The sequence below is a fragment of the Neorhizobium sp. 2083 genome (genome assembly GCF_031455615.1).
Classification (GTDB): domain Bacteria; phylum Pseudomonadota; class Alphaproteobacteria; order Rhizobiales; family Rhizobiaceae; genus Neorhizobium.
Genome location: NZ_JAVDTC010000004.1, coordinates 219,043 through 237,738 on the forward strand (window position 1 = coordinate 219,043; position 18,696 = coordinate 237,738).

Sequence of the window (18,696 nt, forward strand, 5' to 3'; positions counted from 1 at the left end):
CATTTGGGGAAAAACCTCAGTTGGAGTTGGGACCGATCAAAAAATTATGGGCGGCGATGCTGGCCGCGCCGCGGGCCCAGACATCGCCATCGACGCGCTTGACGCGGATCGGCGTCTGGCCGGCGTAACGCGGCAGGACGTTGGTTTCGATCGCCTGGTTGACCACCGTGCCGAACAGGCCGTCGAAGGAGCCCTCGACATGGGTGATCAGGATCATGCCGGGGTCGTTCATCTGGATCAGGTTGGCGATGGCAAGGCCGAGCGCGGAGCCGGCCCGGTGCAGGATGCGGATCGCGGCGGCATTGCCGGTCGAGGCCTCGTGTTCGATCTCGGAGAGCGACGTGCATTCGAGGCCCTCGGCGCGCGAAACTTCCTTGATCGCCTTCATCGATGAGACGGTGTCGAGGCAGCCGCGCTTGCCGCAGCGGCAGGGGGAGCCACCGGGTTCGATGGTGCAATGGGCGATTTCGCCGGCGCCGCCGTGATTGCCGCGATAGAGCTTGCCGTCGATGAAATGCGCGCAGCCGATGCCGTCGCCCAAAGAGACGACGCTGAAACTCTGGATCTCGCGGGCGCTGCCGAACAGCTTCTCGCTGACGGCAACCGCCTTGGCATCGTTCTCGATGAAGGTCTCGATGCCTGAGCGTTCGCGGATGATTTTTGCCAGAGGCACGTCCTGCCAGCCGAGCAGGGTCGATTGCACGCAGTTCGACTGGGTCTCGTCGACGAAGCCGGAGAGGGCGACGCCGATGCCGGAAAGCTTTTCCTTTGCCTGCGGATGGGCTTCGAGCAGTCTCGGCAGGCCCTCGGTGATTGCCTGGGCGATGACCTGGGGATCGCGCGACAGCGGCATAGCCTGGCGGGCGATGATCTTGCCATTGAGGTCGCTGAGGATCATCGGCGCCGGATCCTCGAGCAGCGAGATGCCGACGAAGAAGGCGCATTCCGGATGCAGGTCGAGGCGGACGGACGGGCGGCCTTGGCCATAGACGGTCTCGGTTTCGTGCAGCACGCCGAGGTCGATCAGCTCGCGGGCGATGCCGCTCATCGCTGCCTTGCTGAGGCCCAGCAGGTTCGCCATCTCGGTGCGGCTGAGCGGGCCGGACTCGCTGATGACGCGCACGAGCTGGCGCTGGGAGGAGGTGAGCAGAGCGTTCACGGCGACTGTTTTCTGTTGGTGAATGTGGCTTGACACTAAGTTCAGAAAATGAACAAATCAACGCCAATAAATTATAAAAATGATCTAAGGCGGCGATAACCGCCCTCATGTCAACAAAACCAAGGGTGAACAATCATGACCATGTTCTTGAAAAGTCGTCATTTTGCGCTGGCCTGCGCGGTGGCCGGCAGTCTCGTGTTTCCGATCGCCGCCCACGCCGCGACGCTCAATGTGATGCAGACCGAGGCGCCGCGCTCCATGGATCCCGGCGACCAGACCGCGACCTACACCGCTGCCCTGCTCGATCCGATGTATGAGGGGCTTCTCAAGCGCGATCCCGATCTGTCGCTGAAGCCGGCGCTTGCCACCGAATGGTCGGCGGACGCTTCCGGCCTCGTCTGGACTTTCAAACTGCGCCAGGGCGTCAAGTTCCATGACGGCACGGCTTTTGACGCGGATGCGGTGGTCAAGAATTTCACCCGTCACCTCGACACCAAGCGCGGCCTCGCTGCCAGCGGCCGCCTGCGCACCTTCCTTGAAGGCGTCACGGCGGTCGATCCGATGACCGTGCAGTTCAAGCTGAAAACGCAATATCCGGCGTTTCTGGCGCTTCTGACGACCGGTCCCTGCCTGATGGTCAGCCCGACCGCTGACGCCGCGGGCACGATCGGTTCCAAGGCGGTCGGTACCGGTCCCTACAAGCTCGCGGAATACAAGTCCGGCGAATACGTGATCCAGACCAAGAACAGCGAATGGTGGGGCGGGGCGCTGAAGGGCGAAGACCAGATCAAATGGACCTGGACGGCAGAGCCTTCGGTGATGAACATGGCGCTGCAGACGGGCGATGCCGACGTCATCAATCCTTTCCCGGCCGCTTTCGCCACGCAGGTGAAGGCGAACCCGGAGATGAAGCTTTCGACGACTGACGGTTCGGCCGTCTTCTGGGTTTCGCTCAACACCAAGCTGAAGCCGCTCGACGACGTTCGCGTCCGCCAGGCGTTGAACTACGCGACCGACCGCGACGGCATCGTCAAGGCGTTCATGAACGGTTTCGCGACGCCGGCCAACTCGCCGCTTGCGCCGGTCACCCCGGGTTACGACAAGTCGCTGTCGCCCTATACCTATGATGTCGAGAAGGCCAAGCAGCTCCTCAAGGAGGCCGGTTATCCGGACGGTTTCGCGATGTCGACCATCGTGCAGGAGCAGGAGGCGCGCATCGGCGAACTGCTGCAGGCGATGTGGGCCAAGGCCGGCGTCAAGCTCGAAGTGCGCAAGATGGAAGGCGGTGTCTGGTCGAAGGCGGCGTTCCAGGATCCGGCCGGCAAGGAAAAGGACAATATCGGTTCGTCCATCGCCTCGTGGTCGTCCGGCGTCAACGGCGCCGACCTGCAGTTCCGTCCGCTCTACTACTCGAAGAGCGCTTCGCCGGCCGGCGCGAACCTCGGCTTCTTCGCCGACGCCAAGCTCGACGAGCTGATCGACAAGGCCGCTTCGACGCTCGACGAGAAGGCGCGCAACGCGATCTATGTCGATGCCCAGAAACTGGTGAATGACCAGGCTCCGCACGTCCTGCTCTATACCAAGCAGGACCTTTTCGCGACCCGCGCCAGCGTCAAGGGCGCCTGGGTGATCCCCGGTGGCCTGATCGTCGTCAGGGATGCCAAGAAGCAGTAATGTAAGTTGCCGATGGTCCCTCTTTTCCCGGCAAGGAGGGAGGGGCCTGTTCGAAAGGCCGTGTGCTCTTGCTTTCGTCATGCTCATCCTCGGGTTTAACCCGAGGATGTTCCGAGTATCTGCAACGTTCATGTCGTGGACGTGGTTGGACCCTCGGCACAAGGCCGAGGATGACGTCGGGTATGTCGAGGGGCTGTTCGACAGACCGCAAGGTTTTCTCGGTGTGATACGGCCCAGGATAAAAACGTAGAAGGCGCATGAAAGCCTATATACTCAAGAAATTGCTGACCCTGCCGCTGATCCTCATCGGTGTGTCGCTGCTGGTCTTCGTGGCGATCCGCGCGCTGCCGGGCGATCCGGCACGGTTGATGGCGGGGCCTGAGGCGACGCAGGAAGCAGTCGACAACATGACCGTGCGGCTCGGCCTCGACCGCAGCCTGCCGGCGCAATATGCGTCGTTTGCCTATGGAGCGGTGAGGGGCGATCTCGGCACCTCGATCAAGTCGAAGCTCCCGGTCGTCGCCGAGATCGCAGAACGCCTGCCGTTCACCATCGGGCTGGCGATCACCGCCTATCTGATCGCCATCGGCATCGGCGTGCCGGCCGGCATGATCGCGGCGATCTACCGCCATGGCTGGCCGGACCAGTTCGTGATGATTCTTGCCATTGCCGGCGCCTCGATCGCCAATTTCTGGCTGGCGCTGATGGCGATGAACACGTTTTCCGTCCAGCTCGGCTGGCTGCCGCTGCTCGGCGCCAGTTCGTGGAAAAGCTTCATCCTGCCGTCGATCACGCTTGCGGTGCTGCCGACAGCCGTTATTGCCCGCATGACGCGCTCCAGCATGATCGAGGTGATGAGCCAGGACTATATCCGCACGGCCTATGCCAAGGGCGTGGCGCCCAGCAGGATCTACTGGAGCCATGCGCTGCGCAACGCGCTCCTGCCGATCATCACCATTGTCGGCCTGAATTTCGGCAGCCTGATCGGTGGCGCGGTCGTCACCGAGTCCGTGTTCAACTGGCCGGGTATCGGACGGTTCCTCGTCGATGCGGTGCGTTATCGCGATTATCCGGTCATCCAGGGCGTGACGCTGGTCGCGGTCACCGGCGTGGTGATGATGAATTTCCTTGCCGAGCTTTTGATCGCCGTCCTCAACCCGAAGATAAGGTTCGACTGATGGCGTCCGCTGACACCGATATCGCGCCGCGCCGGTCTGTCCTGGTTCGCGGGTTGCGCTGGATGGCGAACCACCGCAGCATTGCGCTCGGCGGGTTTTTGATCGGCATGATCGTGCTGGCGGCGATCTTCGCGCCGCTGATCGCGCCTGCCGACCCGTATATGCAGGACCTGCTGGCCACCATGGAGCCGCCGTCGCTGGCGCATCCGTTCGGTACCGATGACAACGGTCGCGACATCTTCGCCCGGGTGATTTTCGGAGCGCGCATCTCGTTGCTGGAAGTGGTTCTGGCCGTGGGGCTCGCCGTGCTCGTCGGCGTGCCGCTCGGCATTCTCTCCGGCATGAGCGGACGGTATGTCGACCAGGCGATCATGTGGACGATGGATATCCTGTTTGCCTTCCCGGGCATCGTGCTTGCCATCCTGATCGTCAGCGTGCTCGGCTCAAGCCTGATCAACCTTTTGATCGCGATTGCCATTTTCTCCGTGCCGGTCTACGCCCGGCTCAGCCGAAACCTGACGCTGGGCCTGAAGCGCATGGATTATGTCGAAGCCGCCGTCTCGCTCGGCATCTCGCGCCGCCGTATCATGAGCCACTACATCCTGCGCAATGCGATCGGGCCGATCATCGTGCAGTCGACGCTGACCGCCGGCACCGTCATCCTGTCGGCAGCCAGCCTCTCGTTCCTCGGCCTCGGCGCCCAGCCGCCGCTGCCGGAATGGGGTGCGATGATGAGCGACGGCCGCAACTATCTCGGCCTCAACATCTGGATGTCGCTGTTTCCAGGCCTCGCGATCATGATCACCGTGCTCGGCTTCAACATCCTCGGCGACGGTCTTCGCGACCTTCTGGATCCGCGCAAATGAGCACCGTCACCAACCCCCATACGAGAGGCCAGCCGGCAACCGGCAGCGCCGGGCCGGCAAGGCCGGTCTTCTGCGTCGATATCGGCGGATCGTTCATGAAATTTGCGGTCTCTCCTGCGCCGGGCGTGCTGGTGGCACTCGAAAAGGTGGCGACGCCTGCCGCGAACTGGGACGATCTGGCAGCCTCGCTTTCGGCGCTGATCGCGCGCAACGCGCAGTCGGGCAATCCGGCTTCGCCGCTGGCGCTGTCGATCGCCGGCCTCATCGATCCCGGAAACGGCATTGCGACTTCGGCCAATATTCCCTGCATTACCGGACGGCGGATCGGCGACGAACTGTCCGTCATTCTCGGACGGCCCGTGCTTGCCGCCAACGATGCCGATTGCCTGACGCTCGCGGAAGCCAACGAGGGTGCCGGACGCGGTCATTCGGTGGTGTTCTGCGCCATCATGGGGACCGGCATCGGCGGAGGGCTGGCGATCGACGGGCGGCTGGTGCGCGGTGCGGGCGGCGTCACCGGCGAATGGGGCCATGGCCCGATCCTCAATACGAGTGTCGAACTCGACGGCGGTACGATCCATGTTCCGCGTTTTTCCTGCGGTTGCGGCCAATCCGGCTGCGTCGACACGATCGGCGGAGCGCGCGGCATCGAGCGACTGCATCATTTCCTGCATGCCTGCGAGGAGACGAGCTACCGGATCATCGAGGACTGGCAGGCGGGCGAAGCGAAGGCGTCCAGGACCGTCGCCGTCTATCTCGAGCTGATCGCAGACCCGCTGGCGCTGTCGGTGAACGTTACCGGCGCGTCGATCGTGCCGGTCGGAGGCGGGCTCGCCTCGGTGACGCCGCTGATCGACGCGCTGGACCGGGCGGTGCGCAAGCGTATCCTCAACCGCTTCGATCACCCGCTGGTGACACCGGCGCTGCGGCAGGAGGACGGTGGGCTGGTTGGCGCCGCGGTGCTCGGGCATCAAAGCCGCGGTCATGGCCGCGAAAGCGCCGTCTATGGTCGCGAAAATGCCGTCCATGGCCGTGAGAGTGGCGTCCGCGGCCACGAGAGTGGCGGCCACCAAGGAGACTGATTCTGTCCATCCTGCTCGAAGTCTGTGTCGATAGTCCCGAAGGCCTGGCGGCCGCCATCGCCGGTGGCGCGGACCGCATCGAACTCTGCGCCGCGCTCGATGTCGGCGGGCTGACGCCGCCGCCCGGCATGATCGCGCTTGCCGCACGGGCGCCGATCCCGGCCTATGTGATCATTCGCCCGCGCGCCGGCAGCTTCGTCTACGACGCCGACAACGAGGCGGCGATGATGGCCGATATCGATGCGGTGCGTGCTGCAGGCCTTGCCGGAGTGGTGATCGGCGCGAGCCGTGCGGACATGAGGCTCGACATGCCGATGCTCGGGCTGCTGATGGCGCGGGCTCAGGGGCTCGGCGTCACGCTGCATCGCGCCTTCGATCTGGTGCCGGATCCGTTCGAAGCCCTTGAACAGGCGATCGAGCTCGGCGTCGAGCGTGTCCTGACCTCCGGCCTGAAAGTCAGCGGTCCCGAGGGGATCGATATGCTGACGACGCTGGTGGAGCGGGCAGCCGGCAGGGTGTCGATCATGCCGGGCGGCGGCATCAATCTATCGACCGTCGAACGGGTGGTCCGGGAAACCGGCGTGCACGAGATCCACAGCTCCTGCCGCCGGCCGGTCGAAAGCATGGACGAGCGTGCCATCGCCTTCGGGTTCCAGGCGCCTGTTTCTCATGAGACGAGCAGCGATATCGTGCAGAAGATGCGCGGCCTGCTCGATGAGCTCGGCGCAGCGCGCGGTTGATCCTCCGTTCGACACGACTTTGCGGCAGGCCGTCGGGGGGACGACGACCTGCCGCTCAGCAGTCAGGGAGAGAACTATTGAAATCGAGGAGATATGCACTTTCAATTTCACGGACGGCCGCCGCTCGCCCGTTCATGCACTGCCATTTCACTGCCATGCGAATTGCTATTTCAGTCTCATGCGCAGAGGCTGCGCAGCGCTTCGTGCTTCTTGATCTCGATGCAACGAATGCTCCGCAGTTTGATAAGGCCGGCCGAACGGAGCTTTGCGAAAACGCGCGACACCGTTTCGATCGTCAGGCCTAAATAATCGGCTATATCAAGCCGGGTCATGGGTATGTCGAAATGTTCGAGGCCGCCCTGGCGTTCCGCCATGTCGATCAGGAAGCCGGCGATCCGTTCCACGGCCGTTTGACGGCCGATCATCATGATATGTTCGTGAGCGCGCAGCATGCCGCGCAGCGCCAGCGAAAGCAGTTCCGGCAAGGCCTGGTCATTGGCTGCGCGGTTGATGGCGCGCAGGCCCGTCGCGGCGATGGCTTCGGCGAAGAAACTATGGGTTCCGTCGGCCTCGAAGCCGAAGGTTTCTCCGGCCAGATGGAAGGCGATGACCTGTCTGCGCCCGTCCGACAGCAGGCGGTAAATCCGCACGGCACCGAATTCGACGTGATAGAAGGTTCCTGCCTTGTCGCCGGGGGCATAGATCTCAGCGCCGGCATCGAAGGTCGTTACGGTATTGGCGCGGAGGAAGCCCGCGGCCTGGGACGCGATCACGATCTGGCTCTTGGTGAGCTCCAACTTCGTGGCATGAGCGGCTGCGGTCTGCATCTTCACGTCTCCCTTGCTGTAGTCTCAAGATGACAGAAGTCAGTTCCGGACAAAATTCGGTTGTATCACTACGGGTATTTACGTAGGGGGGGCGGTTGGAGTCGGCGGGAGAGCGGTCTGCGAAGTGGCTCAGGCGGCCACTGCAAGGCTTCTGACGAGGCCCAGGAGATCGGCGCCGTTGAACGGCTTGGCGAGGCTGAGGATCGGGCCGAGTTCGTCTTCGATGGACGGAGACATGCCGTCGGTCAGCAGGATCACGGCCTGGCCCGATTGGCGCAGATGCTTGCGGGCATTGGTACAGGAGCGTAGCACCTGGTCGTCGACGATCATGCACAGCGTCTGGCCGACGACGACATTGCCGTTGCACCAGGAATCATAGGCCTCGACGCGGTAACCTTCCACCTCGAGAGCAAATGTCAGCGATTGCCTGAGACCGTGGTCGGGCGCGATGACGACTATGTTTCTCGATTGTGATAACACCAAACTTCTCGCGCAGGTGGGGCAGCTGCTGGGCCGCTCAAATCAGACATCTAGTTCCTGCACGGGGGTCTGCGCTTTGCGATAGATCAAGAAATCCTCAATTAATTCTCGGGGTATTCAATTGGGGCCGAAACCGGCGGCTATTGCCATGCGAACGAGCTGCGGCAGGCTTTTCGCCTTCATCTTGGCCATGACGTTGGCGCGGTGCACCTCGACGGTGCGGGGGCTTATGTCGAGATCGTAGGCAATCGATTTGTTCGGCAGCCCGGCAACCACGGCCGCCAGCACCTGCCTCTCCCGCTCGCTCAGGCTCTCCAGCCGTGTCTGAACCTCGGCCAGGTCGTCGGTGTCGATCATCTTGTCCGACAGCAGCTCGGCCGCCCGCTGGATAGCTTCGATGATGACCGTGTCGCCGAAGGGTTTTTCGATGAAGTCGACAGCGCCTGCCTTCATCGCCTCGACGGCCATCGGCACGTCGCCATGGCCGGTGATGACGATCGAAGGGATGCCGGCGCGGCTGTTCGTCAGCTTGCGGATCAGCTCGACGCCGGTCATGTCCGGCATTCTGAGATCGGTGACCAGAACGCCATTGCGGACGCTCGGGGCGAACTGCAGGAAGGACGAGGCGGTTTCGTGCATGCGCACGGCAAAACCGTTCATGGTCAGCATGAAGGCGAGGGACTTTCTGACGGGCTCCTCGTCGTCGACGATATGGATCGTATAGTCACCCGTCTGCATGCTCGAGCTCCTCCTTGTCGATCGGGAGTGTAAAACGGAACGTCGCGCCGCCGGCCGCATTGCGCGTCACGGTCATCTCGCCGCCATGGGCCTCGACGATGCGCTTGGAGATCGAGAGGCCTATTCCCATACCGCCGGCCTTGGTGGTGATGAACGGTTTGAAAAGCTGTTCGGCGATCTCTCCCGGAATGCCGGGACCGGTATCCTGGACGATCACCTCGATCATGTCCTGGTCTTCCTGGCGGGTGCGGATGACCAGTTCCCGGCGGGGACAGTCGCGCATCGCCTCGATGGCGTTGCGCATCAGGTTGGTCAGCACCTGCTGGACCTGAATACGGTCGACGATGACCATTTCGGCCCCCTGCGCGAATTCGAAAACCGTACGGACCCCTTTTTCGCGCGAACCGACCAGCGCCAGGGCGCCGGCTTCCTCGACAAGGCGGCGGATGTTTTCCGGCGCCTTTTCCGTTTCGCCCTTGGTCACGAATTCCCGCAGATGCTTGATGATCTGTCCTGCCCGTAGCGACTGGTTCGCCGTTTCTTCCAGCGCTTCGCGCATGCGCACCGCCACGGTTTCGTCGAGGTCGCGCAGAAGCCGTGCGCAGCCGTGTACGTAATTGGCGATCGCCGAGAGCGGCTGGTTCAATTCGTGGGCGAGGGTGGATGCCATTTCGCCCATTTCATTGAGACGGGCAAGGCGTGCGAGTTCTCCCTGGATCTCCTGAAGGCGTGCGGCCGATTCTTCGCGTTCGGTCAGGTCGCGCACGAACCCGGTGAAGAAGGTTTCGCCGCCGCTGTGGGTCTCGCCGACCGCGAGCTTCATCGGGAAGGTCGAGCCGTCCTTGCGGCGGCCGACGACCACGCGGTCCATGCCGATGATCCGTTTTTCGCCGGTCCTCAAATACCTTTCAAGATAACCGTCATGCTCGCGATGATAGGGTTCCGGCATCAGCATGCGCAGGTTCTGGCCAATCGCCTCCTCTTCGCTGTAGCCGAACTGGCGGATCGCCGCGGCGTTGAAGGAGACGATCGTGCCGTCCCTCGTGCTGACGATGCTGGCATCGAGGACCGTGTCGAGGACGGAGCGCAGATGCGCCTCGCGGGAATCGGCCTTGGTCTGGGCTTTTCCGATCGCCTTGCGGGCCGTATGCAGGATTTCTCCGACCAGCGCGATGACCACGCCGACGATGGCGATGACGGCCATTTCCGAAAAATTGGCGCCCCGCGGCGTCAATTCCTTGATGATGTAGGCGGCCAGAACCGAAAGGGCCACCGCAAACAGCGAGGCGCGCATGCCGCCGATAAGGGCGGCAACAAGGATCGGCGGAATGAAGAACGTGAAGGGGGCCTTGTCGTCGAGCAGGCCGTGCAGCGAGAAACGCAGCACGAAGGCGATCAGCACGCCGGCGGTCGCAATAAAATAGACTTCCCCGGCCGAAAACCGGCGGCTCAAGAAAGACTGAATATAGTCATCCTTCTTCTCGGCGATGGTCTTGGGCGCCATGTTGCTTTACCCGCGATCGATCGTTTGCAGGAAGAACTCCATCCCTTTGTCCATGTGAAACCCGACAGCCTGTCCCTGAACCGTTTCTAGCATGAGGGCGGATGCGACGTCCAATGGCGGGAACCGTCGCCATCCAAAAAAACAGATGATCCTCAAAGTTTTCGCGGGTCAGCGACGGAGGCGCCGTCCTGCGTCCGCCGCAAGACTGAAACGGCGCCCGAGACGCCGCTTCCTGCCTGCGGAGTGACCTGCGGGGGCGGCCGTTCACTGTTGCGGGATATTGGCGACCTTGACGTAATCTGCCCAGGCCGCGACTTCCTTCTTCAGGTAGTCCTGGCCTTCTTCCGGCGTCGAAACGAACACGTCGCCGCCCTGGTCAGTCACGAACTTCTTCACGTCTTCCTGAGCGAGGACTTGTCTGGTCCAGCCGTTGATCTTGTTGACGATATCCTTCGGCGTCGCCGAGGGGACCATCATCGCGAACCAGCCGACCTGGTCCATCGGATAACCGGCCTCGGTCATGGTCGGGACGTCGGGGGCACCCGGAATACGCTTGGCGGAGCTGACCGCCAGCAGGCGATAACGGCCTTCGCGAAGCTGCGACAGCGAGAAGACCGGATCCTGGGCGGCAAAGGCCATGGCGCCGCTCATGATGTCGTTCATCGAATCCGCGCTGCTCTTGTAGGCGACCTCGACCGTTTCGAGGCCGGCTTCCTGCTTGTAGATGGCGGCAAGCACTTTGCCCGACGTGTTGTTGATGGCGTAGCTGGCGTTCGAGCCTTGCTTCTTCAGGTATTCGGTCAGTTCCTTCATGGTCTTGATCGGGCTCGACACCGGAACCGCGATCATGTGCGGCTGCTTGTTGACGGTGGCCGCGACCTGCAGATCCTTCACCACGTCGAAGGGCGGCGTCTTGAACATATGCATGTTGCCGGCAACCGCGCTGCCGGTGTGGAAGAAGATCGTATAACCGTCCGGCTTGGAGCGCGTGACGTACTGGCCGGCAATGTTGCCGCCGGCGCCGGGCTTGTTTTCGACGATGACGGTGGCGCCCGAAACCTTGGCGATCTTCTCGGCGAAATAACGGACGATGACGTCGGCGCCGCTGCCTGCGGGAAACGCGCAGATCATGCTGATGGTCTGGTTCGGATAATTCGCCTGGGCCGCAGCGGGCGAAAGACCAAGCGCGGTCGCCGCAACGGCGACCGATGCGGCAAGCACAAAACGACGAGTGGTGGTCTGCATAAATTTCCTCCCATGGATGACCTGGTCTTGCAGTCGACGCTGGTCGGTCGCACCTCCCCGATACGACCTGATACAACATTGTATAATTATATTTGATTTAATCAACTGTTCTGGATAGAAATCAACTCACGCAGAAACGCGTTTTCGGGAGAGGACAGAATGACCGTCAATACGCCAACCCAATCCGCCGCCGCGCTCGATCTCGACCGTTTCCGGTTGAAGAATTTCGTCGAAGGCCTCAGTGCCGACGAGCTGGAGATCCGCGACGAGAAGGTCGACCTGGCCGATGTCGCGGCGATCCTGCAGAACAATCCGAAGGCGGTCTGGTTCAAAAATGCCGGCCCGGAAGGCCAGGAGCTGATCGGCAACGTGGTCGGCAGCCGTTCCCGTCTCGCCAAGGCTTTTGGCGTGCCCGCAGGCGAAGTGGCGCTCGAGATGCGCCGCCGCCTGTCGCTGAAGCCGGAACTGGTCAAGCTTTCCAGGGACGAAGCCCCCGTGCAGCAGGTGGTGCTGGCCGGCCCGGACGCCGATCTCCTCAAGCTGCCGGTGCACGTGCAGCACGCGCTCGACGGCGCGCCCTACATTTCCGCGACGATCGACTATACGATCGACCCGAAGGACGGACGCTACAATTGCGGCATGCGCCGGCTGATGCTGCGCGGCCCGCAGGAAGCCGGTGTCGACCTGATCGCGCCGAGCGACCTGCGCGTCATGTACATGGCCGCTTCCGGGCGTGGCGAGCGGCTGAACGTCGCCTACGTGGTCGGCTGCCATCCGATCGACATGGTCTCGGCGACGATGAAGGAGCCGGTCGACGAGCTGGAGCTGATTTCCTCCCTGCGCGCCGCGCCACTGCCGGTCGTCAAGTGCGTCACCAGCGACATCATGGTTCCGGCGGACGCGGAAATGGTCATCGAGGGCTATTTCGACGAACGTGGTTATGTCGAGAAGGAAGGGCCTTACGGCGAATATCTCGGCTATTACGGCGTCGTGAAGACCAACCCGGTCTTCCATGTCACCGCGATCACCCACCGCAAGGATGCGCTGTTCCAGACAGCCACGATTTCCGGCAACCGCATGGACTACACCGATACGTCCAATCTGGAAGCGCTGCGCATGGAGATGAACGTCTGGAAGACGCTCGGCGAGGTGGTGCGCCAGCCGGTCGCCGTTTATGCGCCGGTTGCCGCCGGGGGGTCGATGAGCATGCGCTTCTCCATCCGCCAGACCTATCCGGGCGAGGCGCGGTCGGCGCTTTACGCCGTTCTCGGGGCGGTCGGCGTCAAGAACGTCTTTGTCGTCGACCCGGACATCGACATCTTCGACGACAGCCAGATGGAATGGGCGTTCGGCACCCGCTTCCAGGCGGACCGGGATCTGGTGATCGCCACGGGCGTGCGCCTTTCGCCGCTCGATCCGTCGCTGCACGGCGCCCGCTCGGGCGCCAAGGCCGGTTACGACCTGACCTGGCCGATGCAGCACGCCCAGAACTGGGAACTCGTCACGCCGCAGGCTCCGACCTATCCGGGCAAGCGCTTTCCCTCGCTCGAGGCTGCATTGAAGGACGGTGCCAAGCACTTCGAGGAACTGATGGCAGCCGTCGGCAGCCGCGACGGCCGCGACGTTGTTCGCGAACTCGATACCTTCCGCTCCAGGGGCCTGGAACGCGACGAGCGCGGCCGTTACTATCTTGCGGAATGAAACCTGCCCCGTTTCGGCACGTTGTACCTTGTCGCTAGAGCCTTCCGGATGTCGAATCCGGAAGGTTTTTCATTTTGAATCGAAAAAAAGCCGTTCAGGGCTGTCTAACGAATATGCCCCCCGGCAAATACCATTCATTTCTTGGGGTCGCGTCGTTATGCTTTCTCTAATTGATGGATTTCTATGGTGTGGTTCCGCCGCCGGTTCCTGGAGCAGAGATGTCTTACGCCGATAGCATCGATAGTGCAGAGCGCAGACGGCTCGGCGCGTTGCAGGACTACCGCATCGCGGGTTCCGGGCCTGAAAACCGTTTCGACCGCATCTGCCGTTTTGCTTCGGAGCTGTTTTCCACGCGCATGGCATTCGTCACGCTGATCGAAGAGGATCGGCAGTGGTTCAAGGCCTGTTCGGGCTTCGATATTCAAGAGACACGCCGGTCGGAATCCTTTTGCGACCACACGATCCGCACGGACGAGGTTCTCGTGGTGTCCGACGCCCGGCTCGACCCACGGTTCTCCAGTCTGCCGATCGTCACCGGCGATCCGTTCATCCGGTTTTATGCCGGTGCGCCGCTGATCTCGCCGGAGGGGTTTCGGCTCGGGGCGCTCTGCATCGCCGACACGCACGTGCGCGAAAACTTCTCCGAGCGGGAAAGGCGCACGCTTGCGGGTCTTGCCGCCATGGTCATGGAGCACATGGAATTGCGCCGCGAGGGCATACCTCAGGCGACGGCTGCCAACTTTGCGAATGCCACCGAACTTTCGCTGATTACCGTCGATCCGACCGGCCGGGTCGAGTTCGTCAACCAGGCGGCTCTCGACATGTTCGGCTTTAACCGGGAGGAGATGGTCGGCAGTTCGCTCGACCTGATCGTGCCGGAACGTTTCCGGGCCGCGCACAATGCGGGCCTCGCGCGCGTGGCCGCGGGCGGCAGCTCCAAGCTCAAGGGCAAGACCGTCGAGATTTCTGCCTGCCGCAAGGATGGCACGGAATTCCCGGTCGAGATGGCCCTGTCGATCTGGCGCGACCAGCGCGGTGTCGGCGTCGGCGCCATCATCAAGGACATATCGGAACGCCGCGACCGTGATGTCCGGCTGTTGCGGTTGGCAAGCCAGGACACTCTGACGGGCCTGTGCAACCGACACCGTTTCGAAGACCTTCTGCGCGAGGAGCTCAGCCGCAGCCGGCCGCTGGCCGTCCTGCTCTTCGACCTCGACGGCTTCAAGGACGTCAACGACCGCCTGGGCCACGGCGTCGGCGATTCGCTGCTGCAGGCGATCGGCGTCAGGCTACCGGCGGTTCTCGACCGCAATGTCACCGTCGCTCGTTTCGGCGGCGACGAGTTTGCGATCCTCATTCCCGGAACCGGCGACCCGCTCGTCGCGCAGGATACCGCCAATGCCGTCATCGAGGCGTTCAAAGTGCCGTTCGAAGTTGCCGGTCACACGTTCCGCATCGGTGCGAGCGTCGGTTTTTCGCTTGCTCCCAACCACGGTGCGGATGCCGAGGAACTGATCGCCAGCGCCGATTTCGCGCTTTATCGGGCCAAGCAGGCCGGCGGCCGCGTGGTGCGCATGTTCGAGCTGTCGATGCGCAACGAGACCGTGGCCCGGCGGACGCTGCGGGACGAATTGCTGAGGGCGCTGCATCGGCGCGAGCTCGTCCTGCATTATCAGCCGCAGGTCACGCTCGACACCGGCGAGGTGTTCGGCGTCGAGGCGCTGATCCGCTGGCAACATCCGGAGCGCGGCCTCCTGTCGCCAGCCGCCTTTCTTCCGGCTCTGGAGCAGAGTTCGCTCGCGCTCGACGTGGGCTTCTGGGTGCTGGATGAGGCGGGCCGGCAGATGGCTGCCTGGAATGCGGCCGGCTATCCGCCGATCAAGATGGGCGTCAACCTGTTTCCCGCCCAGGTCCGCGGCGGCGATCTGCATCGGGGCGTCTCCGAGCTGATCGCGCGTTACCGGCTGGACCCGAGTTTTCTCGAGATCGAAATCACCGAGACGGTCACCCTCAACGACGACGACCAGTCGCTCGAATCGATCCAGGCGCTGCGCGAACTCGGCGTCGGCATCGCCTTCGACGATTTCGGCACCGGCTACGCGTCGCTCGGTTCGCTGCAGCGCTATCCGCTGACGACGCTGAAGATCGACATGGGCTTCGTTCGCCACCTGCTGACCAAGCCGCGCGATGCCGCCATCACCCGGGCGCTGATCATGCTCAGCAAGGAACTCGGGCTGAAAACGATTGCGGAAGGCATCGAGACCGCGGAACAGGAGGAGGCGCTTCGCAGGATGGGCTGCGAGGCGGGGCAAGGCTATCGCTACGGCAAGGCGATGCCGGCCGACGAGGTCGCCCGGCTCTTCGAGCCGATGGAAATGCGGCGGATCCGGATCAAGTAGTTCCGGGCGGCCCCGCGCCGGCCAATGCCGAAACCGGCCTCGAAATTGCGGGGCCGGACATGCTTTGACGGCAGCAACAATCCCGTGGGACATTTCCCGAACCGTCTTGATTTCAATTGTCAATAATCGCGGAAACTCTATAACCTGACGGTGCATTGGCATCAGGGACGGCGCATGTTCAGACTGACGGAGCTCTCCGCAATCGATCTGAATCAGTTGTTCAATCTCTCGCCCAATCCCTATGTCATCCTCGACCGGGAATTGCGGCTTGTCGGGATGAACGACGCTTATCTGGGGGTGACGGGGCGCAGCCGCGAGGAGCTTGTCGGCCGCGCCATATTCGACGCGTTTCCGAGCGATCCGAGCTCTCAGCCCGGCCGGCTGCTGCGCCAATCCTTCGCCAAGGTACTGTCCACCGGGCAGGTGGACCACCTGCCGCTGATCCCCTATCCGATCCCGGGTCCCGATGGAGAGCTGGAGGAACGCTACTGGAGCGCCACCCACACGCCGATCAAGGACGAGGCCGGTCGGCTCACTTTCATCCTGCAGCACACGGTGGACGTGACCGAACTCCATCTTCTGCGCAGTCGCTCCGCGGGCGACCTGAAGGTCCATACCGACCTGATGCGCCGGGCCGATGCGGTCCAGGGCCAGAATGTCGCGCTGGGCGAAGAGCGGGAATATCTGCGCATGCTGTTCGAGCAGGCACCCGGTTTCATGGCGGTACTGCGCGGTCCCGAGCATGTTTTCTCGATCGTCAACAGGTCCTATCGCGCGATCGTCGGCCGCGAGGACATGATCGGCAAGACGGTGCGCGAGGCTCTGCCGGATCTCGACGGCCAGGGGTTTTACGAACTGCTGGACGAGGTGTACCGGACCGGCACGCCCTATAGCGCCTACGGCGCGCGCGTCATCCTCCAGCCGTCGGACAGCGTTCAGCCGGAAGAGCGCTTTCTCGATTTCGTCTATCAGCCGATCCGTGATCAGGACGGCTTGGTGACCGGCATTTTCGTCCAGGGACAGGACGTCACGGAGCTTCGCCGCGCACAGGAGGCGGCCCGCGAAAACGAGGACCGTTTCCGCACGCTCGCGCAGTCGTTGCCGACGCATGTCTGGACGGCGACCCCGGACGGGCGGATGCAATGGTGCAACGACCAGATCTTCACCTATAGCGGCCTGGAATCCTTCTATTTCGACAGGGAGCGTCGCTCCGACATGCTGCATCCGGAGGATTCGCCGCGCATCGCGGCGGCCTGGGGCGAGGCGCTGCGTGCCGGAGGGCGCCTGGAGACGGAGATCCGCCTGCGCCGTCACGACGGCGTCTATCGTTGGTTCATTACCCGCGCGGTGCCGATCAAGAATGCCGAGGGGGAGATCACCCTCTGGGTCGCCACCAATACCGATATCGACGAGCAGAAGAAGACCGAATCGGAGCTTTCCAACCTCGCCGAAACCCTCGGCCACCGCGTCGAGGAAAGAACGATCGAGCTCGAGCGGACGCAGGAAGTGCTTCGCCAGAGCCAGAAGATGGAGGCGATCGGCAATCTCGCCGGCGGCATCGCCCACGACTTCAACAATCTCCTGCAGGTGATCACCGGCAATCTCCAGCTTCTCAGCCGGGAATTCGCTGGCAATGAGACCGCTGAAAAGCGGCTCAACAGCGCGCTTGCGGGCGCCTCGCGCGGCGCGCGGCTCGCCTCGCAGCTGCTCGCCTTCGGCCGCCGTCAGCCGCTTTCGCCGAAGGTGGTCAATCTGAGCCGCCTGATCCGCGAGATGGATCATCTGCTCAGGCGCAGCCTTGGGGAGGCGATCGAGATCGACACGATCGTCGGCGGCGGGCTGTGGAACACGCTGGTCGACCCGACCAATGTCGAGAACGCGCTTCTCAACCTGGCGATCAACGCGCGCGACGCCATGAACGGGCAGGGCAAGCTGACGATCGAGCTCGGCAATGCCTATCTCGACGACGCCTATGCGCGCCACACGTTCGATGTGGAGGCCGGGCAATATGTGATGCTCGCCGTTTCCGACACGGGTGCGGGCATGACGGCCGATATCCTCGACAAGGTCTTCGATCCGTTCTTCACCACCAAGCCGGAAGGCAAGGGGACGGGGCTTGGGCTGTCGATGGTCTACGGTTTCGTGAAGCAGTCCGGAGGCCATATCCGCATCTACAGCGAGCCGGGCAGCGGCACGACGGTGCGGATCTATCTTCCGCGATCGATGGAAGACGAAGACGTGGTCGCCGAGAATGGCAGCGGCGCCGCATCGGGCGGTCACGAGACGATCCTCGTCGTCGAGGACGACGAGGCGGTTCGGGAGATCACGGTCAGCCTGCTTGCCGAACTCGGCTACCGGGTCCTGCGGGCGAGGGACGCCGATAGCGGGCTTGCGATCGTCGAAAGCGGCGTGCCGATCGACTGTCTGTTCACGGATGTGGTGATGCCAGGGCGGTTGAAAAGCCGCGATCTCGCCAAGCGGGCCAAGGAGCGGCTGCCGCATCTCGGCGTGCTGTTCACCTCGGGTTATACCGAAAATTCGATCGTCCATGGCGGGCGGCTCGATCCGGGCGTCAACCTCTTGAGCAAGCCCTATACGCGCGAGGCGCTTGCCCGGAAGATCCGTCAGGTGATCGACCAGAACCGGCAGGCTCAGCCAAAGCCTCTGCCGGAAAGTCCTCCCGAGATACATTCGGCGAAGCCCGCTGCTGAAACGCGGCCGGCGCCGGAACTGCCGATCGCCGTCCTGCTGGTGGAGGACGAAGCGCTGATCCGCATCTCGACGGCGGATTTCCTGCAGGATTCCGGCATGACCGTGATCGAGGCCGGGACGGCGAACGAGGCGCTTGCGGAGGTCGGCGGCCAGGCGATCGACATCCTTGTCACTGACGTGCATCTGCCGGAAATGAGCGGATTGCAGCTTGCGTTGAAACTGCGGGAAACGCTGCCGCGTCTGCCGGTGATCTTCGCGACCGGCGACCGCAACGTGCCGGGATCCGAGGGGCTCGGCGACACGGCGCTGATCACCAAGCCTTACGACTACGAACTGCTGACGACCCGCATCCGGTCGATGGTGACGCCGCGCCGGGGCGGCTGAGGCGCAT

The 18,696-nt window shown here is 63.0% G+C and carries 14 protein-coding genes; 8 read left to right on the top strand and 6 right to left on the bottom strand.

Going from position 1 to position 18,696, the window contains the following annotated elements; all coding sequences use genetic code 11:
* Positions 1-16 precede the first annotated feature (16 nt).
* Positions 17-1,159, bottom strand: a complete 1,143-nt coding sequence (locus J2X76_RS17195; RefSeq protein WP_310218400.1) for an ROK family transcriptional regulator — start codon at positions 1,157-1,159, stop codon at positions 17-19.
* Between the two features lie 135 nt (positions 1,160-1,294).
* On the opposite strand from J2X76_RS17195, the gene J2X76_RS17200 reads away from it, so the two are divergent.
* From J2X76_RS17200 to J2X76_RS17220, 5 genes are all read left to right on the top strand, one after another.
* Positions 1,295-2,833: an ABC transporter substrate-binding protein gene (locus J2X76_RS17200; protein ID WP_310218402.1), complete on the top strand. Its 1,539-nt coding sequence runs from the start codon at positions 1,295-1,297 to the stop codon at positions 2,831-2,833.
* 257 nt (positions 2,834-3,090) lie between these two features.
* Entirely contained in the window at positions 3,091-4,011 is a 921-nt protein-coding gene (locus tag J2X76_RS17205; protein WP_310218404.1) for an ABC transporter permease, read from the top strand.
* The gene (locus tag J2X76_RS17210) at positions 4,011-4,877 is read left to right on the top strand and encodes an ABC transporter permease (protein ID WP_113284732.1); all 867 of its coding nucleotides are present in this window, start codon (positions 4,011-4,013) and stop codon (positions 4,875-4,877) included. The genes J2X76_RS17205 and J2X76_RS17210 overlap by 1 nt, the downstream gene beginning before the upstream one ends.
* The gene (locus tag J2X76_RS17215; RefSeq protein ID WP_310218407.1) at positions 4,874-5,959 is read left to right on the top strand and encodes an ROK family protein; all 1,086 of its coding nucleotides are present in this window, start codon (positions 4,874-4,876) and stop codon (positions 5,957-5,959) included. The genes J2X76_RS17210 and J2X76_RS17215 overlap by 4 nt, the downstream gene beginning before the upstream one ends.
* A 2-nt stretch (positions 5,960-5,961) precedes the next feature.
* Complete coding sequence (locus J2X76_RS17220) at positions 5,962-6,699, top strand: copper homeostasis protein CutC (RefSeq protein ID WP_310218883.1); 738 nt, start codon at positions 5,962-5,964, stop codon at positions 6,697-6,699.
* 176 nt (positions 6,700-6,875) lie between these two features.
* On the opposite strand, the gene J2X76_RS17225 is transcribed toward J2X76_RS17220, so the two are convergent.
* The 5 genes from J2X76_RS17225 to J2X76_RS17245 all read right to left on the bottom strand — a co-directional run bounded on the left by J2X76_RS17225 (position 6,876) and on the right by J2X76_RS17245 (position 11,493).
* Positions 6,876-7,526 (bottom strand): helix-turn-helix domain-containing protein, encoded by a 651-nt coding sequence (locus J2X76_RS17225; protein ID WP_113127107.1) that lies wholly within the window; start codon positions 7,524-7,526, stop codon positions 6,876-6,878.
* Positions 7,527-7,655: 129 nt separating this feature from the next.
* Complete coding sequence (locus J2X76_RS17230) at positions 7,656-8,006, bottom strand: transcriptional regulator (protein ID WP_162732170.1); 351 nt, start codon at positions 8,004-8,006, stop codon at positions 7,656-7,658.
* A 117-nt stretch (positions 8,007-8,123) separates the two neighbouring features.
* Positions 8,124-8,744 (bottom strand): response regulator FixJ, encoded by a 621-nt coding sequence (fixJ, locus tag J2X76_RS17235; protein ID WP_113127105.1) that lies wholly within the window; start codon positions 8,742-8,744, stop codon positions 8,124-8,126.
* A complete protein-coding gene (locus J2X76_RS17240; RefSeq protein WP_113127104.1) occupies positions 8,731-10,248 on the bottom strand; it encodes a PAS domain-containing sensor histidine kinase in 1,518 nt (505 codons plus the stop codon). Before J2X76_RS17240 ends, fixJ begins: the two co-directional genes overlap by 14 nt.
* Positions 10,249-10,512: 264 nt before the next feature.
* Positions 10,513-11,493, bottom strand: coding sequence for a tripartite tricarboxylate transporter substrate binding protein (locus J2X76_RS17245; protein ID WP_113127103.1), 981 nt, complete (start codon positions 11,491-11,493; stop codon positions 10,513-10,515).
* A 159-nt stretch (positions 11,494-11,652) separates the two neighbouring features.
* Between J2X76_RS17245 and J2X76_RS17250 the strand changes: the two genes are divergently transcribed.
* The 3 genes from J2X76_RS17250 to J2X76_RS17260 all read left to right on the top strand — a co-directional run bounded on the left by J2X76_RS17250 (position 11,653) and on the right by J2X76_RS17260 (position 18,689).
* A complete protein-coding gene (locus tag J2X76_RS17250) occupies positions 11,653-13,194 on the top strand; it encodes a UbiD family decarboxylase (protein ID WP_310218412.1) in 1,542 nt (513 codons plus the stop codon).
* A 218-nt stretch (positions 13,195-13,412) separates the two neighbouring features.
* Positions 13,413-15,593 (top strand): EAL domain-containing protein, encoded by a 2,181-nt coding sequence (locus tag J2X76_RS17255; protein ID WP_113127101.1) that lies wholly within the window; start codon positions 13,413-13,415, stop codon positions 15,591-15,593.
* A 174-nt stretch (positions 15,594-15,767) separates the two neighbouring features.
* Complete coding sequence (locus J2X76_RS17260; RefSeq protein ID WP_310218415.1) at positions 15,768-18,689, top strand: PAS domain-containing protein; 2,922 nt, start codon at positions 15,768-15,770, stop codon at positions 18,687-18,689.
* Positions 18,690-18,696 lie beyond the last annotated feature (7 nt).